Origin of the sequence: Desertihabitans aurantiacus, from assembly GCF_003344635.1 — a bacterium.
GTDB classification, from domain to species: Bacteria; Actinomycetota; Actinomycetes; order Propionibacteriales; family Propionibacteriaceae; genus Desertihabitans; species Desertihabitans aurantiacus.
On sequence record NZ_QPKK01000099.1, the window covers coordinates 1 to 12824 of the forward strand.

Consider the following 12824-nt stretch of genomic DNA (forward strand, 5'->3'; position numbering starts at 1 on the left):
CGGCGCAGCGCCCCGCCGGCGCTCGCGGCGCGCACCGCGGTGAAGGAGTCGGAGGTGACCAGCCCGGCCCACACCAGCTCCCACAGCGCGTTCGCGGCGTCGCCGCGGGTGAGCTCCTCGTCCAGCAGGTCCTCGAACCGCCACGCCCCGCCCCGCCCGAGCCGCTCCAGCAGCAGCGTCGCCTGGCTGGAGGCCGGTTCGCCCGGCGGAGGCGCGAGGTCGAGCTCGGCCGGCCAGAGCCGCACCCAGCCGTCGCCGGCGCCATCGGCACCGGCGCCGATCCGGCCCGAGCCGGCCCAGCTGACCTCACCGGCCGCCAGCAGCTCGTCGAGGAAGCGGGGCTGGTAGTCCTGCACCCGCGAGGGCAGCACCACCGCCTCGAGCATGCTGGCTGGGACCGGGTAGCCGGCCAGCGACTCCACCGCCGCCAGCGTGCCGTCCGTGCCGCGGGTCCGGTGGCGCTGCGGGGCCGAGACGCCCTGCCAGTCGGCGAGGAAGCGGGTGAAGGTCGGCTGGTCGACCGGCTCCACCTCCCGGCGCAACCGGGCCAGCGTCCGACGCTTGATGAGCGCCAGCACCCGCTGGTGGCACAGCTCGTCGCGGCCCGGTGCGGTGTAGGCGCCGCTGGCCAGCGTCCCGCTGCGGACCAGGGTGCGGGCCGCCGCGGCCACCACGGCGGTGCCCAGCCCGAGCCGTTCGGCCACCGCGGCCGCGGTGAACGGGCCGTGGGTGCGGGCGTGGCGCAGCACCAGCGCCTGCACCGGGTCCTCCTCGTCGACCGGTGGGGCGGCGTAGCCCGGCGGCAGCGGCACCCCGAGGGCGTCCCGGAGCCGGGTGAGGTCCTCGGTGACGGCCCAGCGCTGCTCGCCCGCGATCCGCACCTCCGCGATCCGGCGGCGTCCCGCCAGCTCCTCCAGGGCGGCGGGCAGGTCGAGGTCACGGCTGCGCAGGTCGAGCTCGGCGGTGGCGTACGGCCCGGCGGTGCGAATCAGGTCGAACAGCTGCTCGACGGTGTGGGCCTGGCGCTCCTCCGGCAGCGACTGCAGCCCCGACTCGACCTCGGCGATGACCTCGGGCTCGAGCAGGCTGGCCAGTCCCTCGGTGCCGAGCAGCTCGGCCAGCAGCCCGGCGTCCAGGGACAGCGCGGCGGCCTTCCGCTCCGCCAGCGGCACGTCGCCCTCGTAGACGAAGGCGCCGATGTAGCCGAACAGCAGCGAGGTGGCGAACGGGGACGCCTCGGACGTCTCGACCTCGACCACCTCGACCCGCCGGGACTCCACACCCGCGAGCAGCTCACGCAGCCCGGGCAGGTCGTAGACGTCGTTGAGGCACTCCCGGATCGTCTCCAGCACGATCGGGAAGTCGGGGAAGCGGGAGGCCACCTGGAGCAGCTGGGCCGAGCGCATCCGCTGCTGCCAGAGCGGCGAGCGCGAGCGGGGGTCGCGCCGGGGCAGCAGCAGGGCCCGGGCGGCGCACTCGCGGAAGCGGGAGGCGAACAGCGCCGACCCGGTGACCTCGTCGGTGACGATCCGGGTCAGCTCGTCCGGCTCGATCCGCACCAGGTCCGCCCCCGGCGGCTCGGCGTCGGTGTCGGGCACCCGCAGCACGATGCCGTCGTTGGTGGCGGTCGCCGACACCTCGGTGCCGTAGCGCTCCCGGGCCCGCTGCTCGATCGCCAGCGCCCAGGGAGCGAGCACCGAGGAGCCGAGCGGGGAGTGGATGCACACCCGCCAGTCGCCCAGCTCGTCGCGGAACCGCTCCACCACCACCGTCTTCTCCGAGGGCAGCACGGTGGTGGCCTGTCGCTGCTCGGCGAGGTAGGCGATGAGGTTGTCCGCGGCCCAGTCGTCCAGCCCCGAACCGCGCAGCCGCTCGCGGGCCTGCTCCTCCGGCAGGGCGGCCACCTCGCGGGTGAAGGTGCCTAGCGCCCGGCCCAGCTCGGCCGGGCGGCCCGGAGCGTCGCCCTTCCAGAACGGCAGCCGGCCCGGCACCCCCGGCGCGGGGGAGACCTGCACCTGGTCGTGGGTGATCTGCTCGACCCGCCACGACGTGGTGCCGAGGGTGAACACGTCCCCGACCCGGGTCTCGTAGACCATCTCCTCGTCCAGCTCGCCCACCCGGCGACCGCCACCGCCCTCGTCCGAGCCGACCAGGAACACCCCGAACAACCCGCGGTCGGGGATGGTGCCACCGGAGGTGACCGCCAGCCGCTGGGCGCCGGGACGGGCCGACAGCTCGCCGCTGTCGCGGTCCCACACGATCCGCGGTCGCAGCTCGGCGAAGTCCTCCGAGGGGTAGCGCCCGCTGAGCATGTCGAGCACGCCGTCGAAGGCGCTGCGCGGCAGCTCGGCGTAGTTGGCCGCCCGCCGGACCAGTGCGTACAGGGTGTCGGCGTCCACGTCGTCGGCCGAGGCGATCGCCACCACCTGCTGGGCCAGCACGTCGAGCGGGTTGCGCAGCTCTGCCACCTCCTCGATGGCCCCCTCGCGCATCCGCTCGACCACCACCGCCGTCTCGACCAGGTCGCCGCGGTGGTTGGGGAAGAACACCCCGCGCGAGACAGCCCCCACCTGGTGCCCGGCCCGGCCGACCCGTTGCAGCCCGCTGGCCACCGACGGCGGGGACTCGACCTGGACGACGACGTCCACCGCGCCCATGTCGATGCCGAGCTCGAGGGAGGAGGTGGCGACCACGCAGGGCAGGGTGCCGGCCTTCAGCGCGCCCTCGATGTCGGCCCGCTGCTCCTTGCTGACCGAGCCGTGGTGGGCCCGCGCCACCACCGGCGCCACCCCGGCCGAGGCACCGGACTGGGCCATCACCTGGGCCGGCGGCGCCGCGTCCTGCGGCACCTCCATCCCCAGGTCGGCGGCGTGCAGCTCGTTGAGGTGGGAGGTCAGCCGCTCGGCCAGCCGCCGGGAGTTGGCGAAGACGATGGTCGAGCGGTGGGCGGTGACGAGGTCGAGCACCTGCCGTTCCACGTGCGGCCAGATGGAGGGCCGTTCCGGGGTGGCCAGCGGGTCGTCGGGGTCGATCTGGGGACGGCTGCCGAGCGCGGTCATGTCCTCGATCGGGACCGCGACCGTGAGCTCCCACTCCTTGACCGCGGGCGGGTCGACCACCTGCACCGGGTGGCTGCCGCCGAGGAAGCCGGCGACGCGCTCGGCCGGGCGCACCGTGGCCGACAGCCCGATCCGCTGGAAGGCGGGGTGGTCGTGGTCGGTGACCCACTGCTCCAGCCGCTCCAGCGTGATGCCGAGGTGGGCGCCGCGCTTGGTGCCGGCCAGGGCGTGCACCTCGTCCACGATCACCGTGTCGACGGCGGTGAGGATGTCGCGGGCCTGGGAGGTGAGCATGAGGAACAGCGACTCCGGCGTGGTGATGAGCACGTCGGGCGGGTGCGTGGTCAGCCGGCGCCGGTCCGCGGCCGGGGTGTCCCCGGAGCGCACCGCGACCGTGATGTCGGGGGCGGTGCCGCCGAGCCGCTCCGCGGTGCGCGCGATGCCGCGCAGCGGGGCGCGCAGGTTGCGCTCGACGTCCACGCCGAGGGCCTTCAGCGGCGACACGTACAGGGTGTGCACGCCCGTGCGCTCCGCGTCGGCGGGTCGCCGGCTCAGGCGGTCCAGGGCGGCCAGGAACGCCGCCAGCGTCTTGCCCGAGCCGGTCGGGGCGATGACCAGGGCGTGCTGGCCGGCGGTGATCGCCTGCCACGCCCCGCTCTGGGCCGGGGTGGGGGTGGCGAAGGAGTCGGTGAACCAGCGTCGGGTGGCCTCGGTGAAGTCCTCCAGCCCGGTACGGGGCGTCACCGCGCACCCCGGCGCGGTGCGCTGCTCCGCTCGCCTGTCGTCATGGGTCCATCCTGCCGGGCGGCTCCGACAGAACCGGTCGGCGGTCGGCGGAGTTGGGCTGCCGCCGACGCTGCGCCATGCTGGTCGGGTGCGTGAGGCGGAGCTGTGGGAGCGGATGACACGACACCTCGGGCCCGCCTACGCCCGGGTGTGGGCCGCCCAGTACGTGCTGGCCGCCGTCGACGGGCGGACCGTCGAGGAGGCGCTGGCCGACGGGGTGCCGGCGAAGGTGGTCTGGCGGGCGGTCTGGGAGGCCCTCGAGCTGCCGCCGTCGGAACGCTGAGAGGCGCCTCCGCGGGTCCTCCGGATCGCTCCGGCGTGTCGGGCCCGCTTCGAACACCTGTTCGGTAGAGTCGGCTCCGACGAGTTGTCCACAAGGGCCTCCGTGTCCACAGGAACCGACGAGCGGACGAGAACTGTCGGTCGCGGTTCGTACGTTCTCCACCGACAACGACGACACCGCAGCACCTGACGAGGAAGGAACCACCATGGCGGCACCGGCGAACCGGGGGACCACCGATCGCGAGAAGGCCCTCGAGGCAGCGCTCGCCCAGATCGAGAAGCAGCACGGCAAGGGTTCGGTGATGCGGCTGGGGGAGGAGAACCGCCCACCGGTCGCGGTCATCCCCACCGGCTCCATCGTGCTGGACGCCGCCCTGGGCGTCGGCGGGCTGCCGCGCGGCCGGGTGGTCGAGATCTACGGCCCGGAGTCCTCGGGCAAGACGACGGTGGCCCTGCACGCCATCGCCAACGCGCAGGCCGAGGGCGGCATCTGCGCCTTCATCGACGCCGAGCACGCCCTCGACCCCGAGTACGCCAAGAAGCTGGGGGTCGACACCGACGCCCTGCTGGTCAGCCAGCCCGACAACGGTGAGCAGGCGCTCGAGATCGCCGACATGCTGGTCCGCTCCGGCGCGCTGACCCTGGTCGTCATCGACTCCGTCGCCGCGCTGACGCCGCGGGCGGAGATCGAGGGCGAGATGGGTGACTCCCACGTCGGTCTGCAGGCCCGGCTGATGAGCCAGGCGCTGCGCAAGATGACCGGTGCGCTGAGCGGCGCCGGGACGACGGCCATCTTCATCAACCAGCTGCGCGAGAAGATCGGCGTGATGTTCGGCTCGCCCGAGACCACCACCGGTGGTCGGGCGCTGAAGTTCTACTCCTCGGTCCGCCTCGACGTGCGCCGGATCGAGACGCTCAAGGACGGCACCGAGATGGTGGGCAACCGCACCCGGGTCAAGGTGGTCAAGAACAAGGTGGCCCCGCCCTTCAAGCAGGCCGAGTTCGACATCCTCTACGGCCAGGGCATCAGCCGCGAGGGCAGCCTGATCGACATGGGCGTCGAGTCCGGCATCATCCGCAAGGCCGGCGCCTGGTTCACCTACGACTCCGACCAGCTGGGTCAGGGCAAGGAGAACGCCCGCAACTACCTCAAGACCAACCCCGACATCGCCCACGAGATCGAGAAGAAGATCAAGGAGAAGTTGGGCATCGGGCCGCAGGTGGACGTGCCGGCCGGGGTCGACCCGGTGACCGGCGAGGTCGCCTTCTGACGGTGACCGGCCGTCCAGCCACGACAGCCGCCGCGCGTGGGACGTCGCGGGAGCCGGGTGGGGTGACCCCGGCTCCCGCGGTGCCACGCCTCTGACGGATGGGGAGGGACCATGGCTCGCGCCCGTGAGGAGAGCGACCCCGAGCAGAACCCAGACGCGCACGCCGACCCGGAGGCAGTGGCCCGCGAGATCGTCCTGCGGCAGCTGACGGCCCAGGCCCGCAGCCGCCAGGAGCTGGCCACCGCGCTGGCGAAGAAGGACGTGCCCGAGGCCGCCGCGCAGGCGGTGCTCGACCGGATGGAGGACGTCGGGCTGGTCGACGACTCCCGGTTCGCCGAGGGTTGGGTGGCCTCGCGCCAGCAGCGGCGCCACCTGTCCCGCCGGGCGCTGCGCCATGAGCTGCAGCGCAAGGGCGTGGACGGCGAGGTGATCGGTGAGGTGCTCCAGGGCGTCGACGACGAGGACGAGTACACCGCCGCCCTCGACCTCGCCGAGCGCAAGGCGCGCTCGATGAGCGGCCTCGAACCGCACGTCCGCCGGCGCCGGCTGGCCGGGGCGCTCGCCCGCAAGGGGTTCGGCGCCGGTGTGGTCACCCGCGTCCTGGCCGAGGTCGGTGGCGGGTCGGAGGGCACCGACGAGGCCTGGGACTGATAGTCCCGGCCGCGCCGCTCAGTCCGCGTCGGCCCCGCGACCGGCCACCACGCCGACCGCCGCGGCCTCGACAGCCCGCTCCGGGTTGCCCGGGCGGGGCCCGCGCTGGCTGCGGCTGAGCCGGCGCTGCACCTGGTGCGCCACCGCGGTCAGCGCGCTGTTGAGCAGGATGTACATGATGGCGCCGAGGACGAAGGCCGGGATGATGTTGCCCCGGTAGGTCGCCAGGTCCTGCAGCTGCTTGAGCAGGTCGACGTAGAGGATGGCCGAGCCGAGCGCGGTGTCCTTGAGGATGACGACCAGCTGGGAGATCAGCGAGGGCAGCATCGCCGTCAGCGCCTGCGGCAGCTGGATGCTGGTCAGCACCTGGCCCGGCGTCATGCCGATCGCCAGCCCGGCCTCGCCCTGGCCGCGGGGAAGCGAGTGCACACCCGAGCGCACCAGCTCGGCGATCACCGAGGCGTTGTACAGGGTCAGCCCCATCACCACACCGAGCAGCGGTGAGCCCTCCCGGCCCAGCACCAGCACGTACAACCCGATGTAGTACCAGAGGATCATCATCAGCAGCACGGGGATGGCCCGGAACACCTCGACCAGCACACCGCAGACATTGCTCACCGCACGCACCGGGCTGAGCCGCCCGCAGCCCAGCAGCAGTCCGAGCACGATCGAGGTCACCACCGAGATGGCGGCGGACTGCAGCGTGGCCAGCAGCCCGGGGAGGATGTAGAACTGCCAGGTCCCGGCCTCGAGGAAGGGGCTCAGCTTCGCCGAGGTGAACTCCGCGCGGAAGCCCCAGGCCAGTGCGCCCAGCAGCCCCAGCAGGGCCAGCCAGCCGACCACGGTGATGATCGTGTTGCGCTGCCGGGCTGACGGGCCGGGGTGGTCGAAGAGGACGTTCTGCGCGCTCATGCGATCTCCTTCGCGGCACTCCGGTGCTGGCTGTTCATCGCTGCACCGCCACCTTGCGCGACAGCCAGGTGAAGAACAGCCCCGTGGGCAGGGTCAGCACGACGAAGCAGACCGCCACCAGCACGAAGATGAGGTAGAGCAGGTTGGGGAAGAACTCGATCGAGGTCTTCATGCGTGAGGCCAGCTCGGCGATGCCCACGGTGGCGGCGACGGTGGTGTTCTTGGTCAGCGCGATGATGACGTTGCCGACCGGGGCGACCGCCCCCCGCACCGCCTGCGGCATGATCACGTGACGCAGCGAGGCGCCGAAGGGCAGCCCGATCGCCCGGGCCGCCTCGGCCTGGCCGAGCGGTATCGTGTTGACGCCGGAGCGCAGCGCCTCGGCGATGAACGAGGCGTGGTAGACGCTGATCGCGACGACGCCCCAGAACAGGTTCTGGGTGCTCAGGTCATCTCCCACCCGCATCCCCAGCGAGTTCTGCAGGCCGAAGACGCAGAAGAAGAGGATGAGCGTCAGCGGCGAGTTGCGGATCAGCGTCACGTAGGTGCGAGCGAAGAACTGCAGCGAGGTGAACGGGGAGACGCGCATGATCGCCACCACCATCCCCAGCAGCAGGGCCCCGACGGTGCCCAGCACCGCGAGCCGCAGCGTCATCCAGAACGCCGCCAGGAAGTCGGCGCGCTCGAGCATCTCAGCCATCGTCCACCACCTCTCGTGCTACGTGCGGAGCGGGAGGGGGCGCGGCCCCCTCCCGCTCGAGATCGGTCGGCTCAGGAGCAGGTGTCGAACTCCGGCGGGTTCACCGAGGTGTCGACCTGGAAGTCCGAGGCGCCCAGGGTCTCGTCCAGCGCGGTCTGCCAGGCACCGGAGTCGACCATCGAGGTCAGGGCGTCGTTGATCTGGTTGCACAGGTCCACGTCGCCCTTCGGGATGCCGACGCCGTAGCGCTCCTCGGAGAAGGTCTGCCCGACCACCTTCAGCTGGCCGGCGTACTGCTCCTGGGCGGCGAACCCGGCGAGGATGGTGTTGTCGGTGGTCACCGCGTCCACACCACCGGTGCTGAGGGCCTGCACGCACTGGGAGTAGCCCGGGTACTCCTGCAGCTCGACCTCGGGGTACTCCTCCTTGACCTTCTCCGCCGGGGTGGAGCCGGTGACCGAGCACAGCGTCTTGCCGCTGAGGCTGTCCGGGCCGGTGATCGAGGTGTCGTCGGCGCGGATCAGCAGATCCTGGCCGGCGATGATGTACGGCCCGGCGAAGGAGACCTGCTCCTTGCGGGTGTCGGTGATGGAGTAGGTCGCGAAGATCATGTCGACCTGACCCGAGGACAGCAGCGTCTCCCGCTGGGCCGAGGGGGACTCGACGAACTCGATCTGGTCCTCGCTGTAGCCCAGCTCGTTAGCGACGTACTTGGCGACCTCGACGTCGAAGCCGGTGTAGGTGTCGCCCTCGCGCAGACCGAGGCCGGGCTGGTCGAACTTGATGCCGATGGTGACGCCCTCGCCGCCACCCTCGCCGGCGGGCTCGCCGCCGGTCTCGGCCGCCTGCTGGTTGACGCACGCGGACAGCGGCAGCGCCACCAGGGCGGCAGCCGCCAGACCGGCGAGCTTCTTGGCCGTGATCATGATGTTCCTCTCGTCGGGTGGACGGGTCAGTGGGTGAGGATCTTGCCCAGGAAGTCCCGGGCGCGCTCGGAGCGTGGGGCGGTGAAGAAGGTCTCGGGGTCGGCCTGCTCGACGACCTGGCCGTCGGACATGAAGACCACCCGGTTGGCGGCCTTGCGGGCGAAGCCCATCTCGTGGGTGACGACGACCATGGTCATGCCCTCGCGGGCCAGGTCGGTCATCACGTCGAGCACCTCGTTGATCATCTCCGGGTCGAGCGCGGAGGTGGGCTCGTCGAAGAGCATCACCTTCGGCTCCATCGCCAGCGCGCGGGCGATCGCCACCCGCTGCTGCTGGCCCCCGGAGAGCTGGGCCGGGTACTTCTCGGCCTGGTGCGCCACGCCGACCCGCTCCAGCAGCTCCATGGCGCGCTTCCGGGCCGCCTCGGGCTTCTGCTTGCGGACCTTCACCGGCCCGAGGGTGATGTTCTCCAGGATCGTCTTGTGCGCGAAGAGGTTGAACGACTGGAACACCATCCCGACGTCGGCGCGCAGCCGGGCCAGCTCGCGTCCCTCGCTCGGCAGCTCCTTGCCGTCGATGGTGATCGAGCCGGACTCGTACGGCTCCAGCCGGTTGATCGTGCGGCACAGGGTCGACTTGCCCGACCCCGACGGCCCGATGACGATGACCACCTCGCCACGGTGGATGGTGAGGTCGATGTCCTGCAGCACGTGCAGGTCGCCGAAGTGCTTGTTCACCCCCGACAGCACGACCAGGGGCTCCCGGCTCGCTGGGTCAGCAGCGGCGCGGGCGACGGGGCCGGATTCGGTCATGACCGGGACACTAGCGGCGCGCCGGGACCTCCCGCCAAAACCTGACGGTTGAGATTCGGTTACGTTTCGGCGCCGCGGCGCCCGATCAGCGCCCGCCGACCCCCCAGCGGCAGGAGAAGTCGTCGCCGGGAGCCAGCACCAGGACGCCGTCGTGGGTCGGGCCGGGGTTGAAGGCATCGGGGCCGCAGGTCATCGGCTCCACCGCCAGGCCGAGGTCGCGCCGGTGCTCGCCGGTGAACACCTGGATCCAGTCCAGGCCCTCCTCACCCCACAGCACGACCTCCGCCTCGCCGCGAGACAGCCGCACCCGCCAGCGGCCGTCCTCGTCCCGGCTCAGCCCGGTGAAGGCCGTGTCGAGGACGCGGTCGCCGAGCTCGGTGCCGGGGCGCAGGTCCTCCGGGCGGCCGTCCACCGGGTGCAGCGCCACCGGCAGCAGCCGGTCGTCCACCTCCAGGTAGGTCGAGGCCGGCACCTGCACCGCGATGTCGTCCACCCGGTCCTGCCCCACCCCGAAGTAGGGGTGGGCGGCGTAGCCGAAGGGCACCGCGACCGGGCCGATGTTGCGGGCCCGGACGTCCACGGTCAGCCCGTCGTCGCCGAGCGTGTGGGTCACGGAGGCGCGGACGGTGCCCGGCCAGCCCTGCTGCGGGTGCACCACCACCTCCTGGGTGAGCGAGGAGGCGGTGTGCTCCAGCGTCGTCCAGGACACCCACCGGACCAGACCGTGGATGGCGTTGTGCCGCTTGGGCTCGCTGAGGTCGAGCTGCAGCTGCTCGCCGTCGAACTCGTACACCCCGTCGCGCACCCGGTTCGGCCACGGCAGCAGGTGCTGGCCGCGGCAGCCCTTGACCCGGGCCTCGGGCGGGAAGCCGTCGACCAGGTCGCGGCCGTCGCGCTGCAGCACCCGCAGCGCCGCACCCACCTCGGTGATGACCGCCCGCCACGGTCCGTGCTGGATCTCCAGCTGCTTCCCGGTCGGCAGGGCGGTCTCGGTCGCGGCGGCGTCGCTCGTCATGGCCCCTGACCCTACCGATGCGCAGCCGCGACGTTCGGCGGGTGCCCGCGGGCTGACCTAGAGTTGGCCCGTCATGACCGAGCTCCAGACCCCGCCCTCCGCGGCCCGCACCGAGCGGCCCCGCCGCTACCAGGTGCGCACCTACGGCTGCCAGATGAACGTGCACGACTCCGAGCGGATCTCCGGGCTGCTGGAGGACGCCGGCTACACCCGGGCCGCCGAGGGCGACCAGCCCGACGTCGTCGTCTTCAACACCTGCGCGGTCCGTGAGAACGCCGACAACCGGCTCTACGGCAACCTCGGCCACCTGCTGCCCAGCAAGCAGGCCCACCCCGGCATGCAGATCGCCGTCGGCGGTTGCCTGGCGCAGAAGGACCGGGGCGAGATCACCCGCCGCGCGCCCTGGGTGGATGTCGTCTTCGGCACCCACAACCTCGGCTCGCTGCCGGTGCTGCTGGAGCGGGCCCGGGTCCAGGAGCAGGCCCAGGTCGAGGTGGTGGAGTCGCTGGAGCGCTTCCCCTCCACGCTGCCGACCCGGCGCGAGCAGGCCTACGCCGCCTGGGTCTCGATCAGCGTCGGCTGCAACAACATCTGCACCTTCTGCATCGTGCCCTCGCTGCGCGGCAAGGAGACCGACCGGCGTCCCGGTGACGTGCTGGCCGAGATCCGCGCGCTGGTCGAGGAGGGCGTGCAGGAGGTCACCCTGCTGGGGCAGAACGTCAACGCCTACGGCGTGGAGTTCGGCGACCGGCAGGCCTTCGCCAAGCTGCTGCGCGCCTGCGGCGAGGTGGAGGGCCTGGAGCGGGTGCGCTTCACCTCCCCGCACCCGCGCGACTTCACCGACGACGTCATCGCCGCGATGGCCGAGACCCCCAACGTGATGCCCCAGCTGCACATGCCGCTGCAGTCCGGCTCGGACCGGGTGCTCAAGGCGATGCGCCGCTCCTACCGAAGCGAGCGCTACCTCGGCATCCTCGACCGGGTGCGCAGCGCGATGCCGCACGCGGCCATCACCACCGACATCATCGTCGGCTTCCCCGGTGAGACCGAGGACGACTTCGCCGCCACCCTCGAGGTGGTGGAGCGTTCCCGGTTCGCCGGTGCCTTCACCTTCCAGTACTCGATCCGCCCCGGGACGCCGGCGGCCACCATGGCCGACCAGGTGCCCAAGGCGGTGGTCCAGGAGCGCTACGAGCGGCTCGTGGCCCGGGTCAACGAGATCGCCTCCGAGGAGAACCAGGCCCAGGTCGGCCGCCGGGTCGAGGTGATGTTTGCCGACGGCGAGGGCCGCAAGGACGGCGCCACCGCCCGGGTCACCGGCCGCGCCCGCGACAACCGCCTGGTGCACGTGCAGGCCCCGGCCGATCCCGCCCGGCGTCCCCGTCCCGGCGACATCGCCGAGGTCGTCATCACCCACGGCGCCCCGCACCACCTGGTCGCCGACGGCGAGCTGACCGGGCTGCGGCGCACCCGCGGCGGCGACGCCTGGGAGGCCTGGCAGACCGACGGACCGCCGACGCCGCGTCCGGTGAGGCTCGGCATGCCGCAGGTCGGCGTCCCCGAGCCGCTGCCGCAGGTCTCGGGCTGCGCGGTCCGCTGAGCCGCCGAGCTGACCGTCCCGGACGGCAGACTGTCGCCCATGGTGGACGAGTGGGACTGGTTCTGGGCCAGCGAGCACGGACGTGACCGCATCCTGCGCGACGAGCTGGAGAACGCCAGCGCGTCCGCGGCCCGGGCGCACAGCACGATGCGGGGGCTGCGCAGCCAGCTCACCGAGCTGCAGGGCGACGTGGGGCTGCGGCTGCGACGGCTCTCCCGTGCCTTCGACGCCTACGTCGAGCTGGGCGACATCCGTGAACAGCTGCTCGACCACGGCGACACCCGGCTGATCCGTCGCGACGCCGCCCGGGCGGTGGAGGCGCTGGCGGCCGGTGCCGTCCCGCCGCCGCTCGACGCCGACGACTACGTCGCCGACTACTGGCTGGTCGAGGCCATCAACGCCGTCATCGCGATCGCCGCCGGTCGCCGGGACCCGGCGCTGGAGCAGCAGGTGGTCACCGCCGAACCGCGCGGCGAGCTGTTCCTGCTGGCCTGCGCGGCCGCCCTCGGCCACGGGTCGGCGGTGGCCGACCGGCTGCCCTCGGCGCTGGCCGGCGACGGCACCCTCGACCCCGACCGGCGGGTGCTGGCCGAGGCGGTGCTGGAGGGCCGGTTCGGGCCGGCGGGAGACCGCCACCTCGACGGCGTCGTCGCCGAGGCCCTCGGGCGGGTCGACTGGTCACGCTGGTGCCGGGAGCGGGCCGGCGGCGACGACCCGGGGCACCGGCTGGCAGAGCTGGAGCGGTTCTGGCAGGGCTCCGAGCCCGCTGGGCCCGAGCAGCCGGCCCGGTTGCGGGTCGGGAGGTGGCGC

General features: G+C 72.7%; 11 protein-coding genes. 5 read left to right on the forward strand and 6 right to left on the reverse strand.

Going from position 1 to position 12824, the window contains the following annotated elements; genetic code table 11:
- Nucleotides 1-3803 (reverse strand): DEAD/DEAH box helicase (locus DVA66_RS09825; RefSeq protein ID WP_114559922.1); only part of this gene is annotated, 3803 nt, incomplete at its 3' end.
- A gap of 130 nt (nucleotides 3804-3933) precedes the next feature.
- Between DVA66_RS09825 and DVA66_RS09830 the strand changes: the two genes are divergently transcribed.
- The 3 genes from DVA66_RS09830 to DVA66_RS09840 all read left to right on the forward strand — a co-directional run bounded on the left by DVA66_RS09830 (nucleotide 3934) and on the right by DVA66_RS09840 (nucleotide 6049).
- On the forward strand, nucleotides 3934-4128 hold the full coding sequence (locus tag DVA66_RS09830; protein ID WP_114125100.1) for a DUF3046 domain-containing protein: 195 nt from the start codon (nucleotides 3934-3936) through the stop codon (nucleotides 4126-4128).
- 205 nt (nucleotides 4129-4333) lie between these two features.
- The gene (recA, locus tag DVA66_RS09835) at nucleotides 4334-5398 is read left to right on the forward strand and encodes a recombinase RecA (RefSeq protein ID WP_114125099.1); all 1065 of its coding nucleotides are present in this window, start codon (nucleotides 4334-4336) and stop codon (nucleotides 5396-5398) included.
- A 111-nt stretch (nucleotides 5399-5509) separates the two neighbouring features.
- Nucleotides 5510-6049 (forward strand): regulatory protein RecX, encoded by a 540-nt coding sequence (locus DVA66_RS09840; RefSeq protein ID WP_114559923.1) that lies wholly within the window; start codon nucleotides 5510-5512, stop codon nucleotides 6047-6049.
- 18 nt (nucleotides 6050-6067) lie between these two features.
- Here the strand turns inward: DVA66_RS09840 and DVA66_RS09845 are convergent, their stop codons facing one another.
- From DVA66_RS09845 to DVA66_RS09865, 5 genes are all read right to left on the reverse strand, one after another.
- The gene (locus DVA66_RS09845) at nucleotides 6068-6961 is read right to left on the reverse strand and encodes an amino acid ABC transporter permease (protein ID WP_114559924.1); all 894 of its coding nucleotides are present in this window, start codon (nucleotides 6959-6961) and stop codon (nucleotides 6068-6070) included.
- Nucleotides 6962-6995: 34 nt separating this feature from the next.
- Nucleotides 6996-7661: an amino acid ABC transporter permease gene (locus DVA66_RS09850; protein ID WP_114559925.1), complete on the reverse strand. Its 666-nt coding sequence runs from the start codon at nucleotides 7659-7661 to the stop codon at nucleotides 6996-6998.
- 71 nt (nucleotides 7662-7732) lie between these two features.
- Nucleotides 7733-8587, reverse strand: a complete 855-nt coding sequence (locus DVA66_RS09855) for a glutamate ABC transporter substrate-binding protein (protein ID WP_114559926.1) — start codon at nucleotides 8585-8587, stop codon at nucleotides 7733-7735.
- Nucleotides 8588-8613: 26 nt separating this feature from the next.
- The gene (locus tag DVA66_RS09860; protein ID WP_114559927.1) at nucleotides 8614-9399 is read right to left on the reverse strand and encodes an amino acid ABC transporter ATP-binding protein; all 786 of its coding nucleotides are present in this window, start codon (nucleotides 9397-9399) and stop codon (nucleotides 8614-8616) included.
- A gap of 85 nt (nucleotides 9400-9484) precedes the next feature.
- A complete protein-coding gene (locus DVA66_RS09865; protein ID WP_114559928.1) occupies nucleotides 9485-10414 on the reverse strand; it encodes an aldose 1-epimerase family protein in 930 nt (309 codons plus the stop codon).
- A 73-nt stretch (nucleotides 10415-10487) separates the two neighbouring features.
- Here DVA66_RS09865 and miaB point away from each other — a divergent pair, with 73 nt between their 5' ends.
- Together miaB and DVA66_RS20880 are read left to right on the forward strand one after the other, a co-directional pair.
- On the forward strand, nucleotides 10488-12014 hold the full coding sequence (miaB, locus tag DVA66_RS09870; protein WP_114559929.1) for a tRNA (N6-isopentenyl adenosine(37)-C2)-methylthiotransferase MiaB: 1527 nt from the start codon (nucleotides 10488-10490) through the stop codon (nucleotides 12012-12014).
- A gap of 39 nt (nucleotides 12015-12053) precedes the next feature.
- Nucleotides 12054-12824, forward strand: a 771-nt coding sequence (locus DVA66_RS20880; protein WP_198671634.1) for a hypothetical protein, incomplete at its 3' end; no start/stop codon positions are given.

Coding starts and splice junctions, on each gene's coding strand:
- DVA66_RS09850 (WP_114559925.1), bottom strand. CDS start 7,661: ATGGCTGAGATGCTCGAGCGCGCCGACTTCCTGGCGGCGTTCTGGATG.
- DVA66_RS09840 (WP_114559923.1), top strand. CDS start 5,510: ATGGCTCGCGCCCGTGAGGAGAGCGACCCCGAGCAGAACCCAGACGCG.
- DVA66_RS09860 (WP_114559927.1), bottom strand. CDS start 9,399: ATGACCGAATCCGGCCCCGTCGCCCGCGCCGCTGCTGACCCAGCGAGC.
- recA (WP_114125099.1), top strand. CDS start 4,334: ATGGCGGCACCGGCGAACCGGGGGACCACCGATCGCGAGAAGGCCCTC.
- DVA66_RS09845 (WP_114559924.1), bottom strand. CDS start 6,961: ATGAGCGCGCAGAACGTCCTCTTCGACCACCCCGGCCCGTCAGCCCGG.
- DVA66_RS09855 (WP_114559926.1), bottom strand. CDS start 8,587: ATGATCACGGCCAAGAAGCTCGCCGGTCTGGCGGCTGCCGCCCTGGTG.
- miaB (WP_114559929.1), top strand. CDS start 10,488: ATGACCGAGCTCCAGACCCCGCCCTCCGCGGCCCGCACCGAGCGGCCC.
- DVA66_RS09865 (WP_114559928.1), bottom strand. CDS start 10,414: ATGACGAGCGACGCCGCCGCGACCGAGACCGCCCTGCCGACCGGGAAG.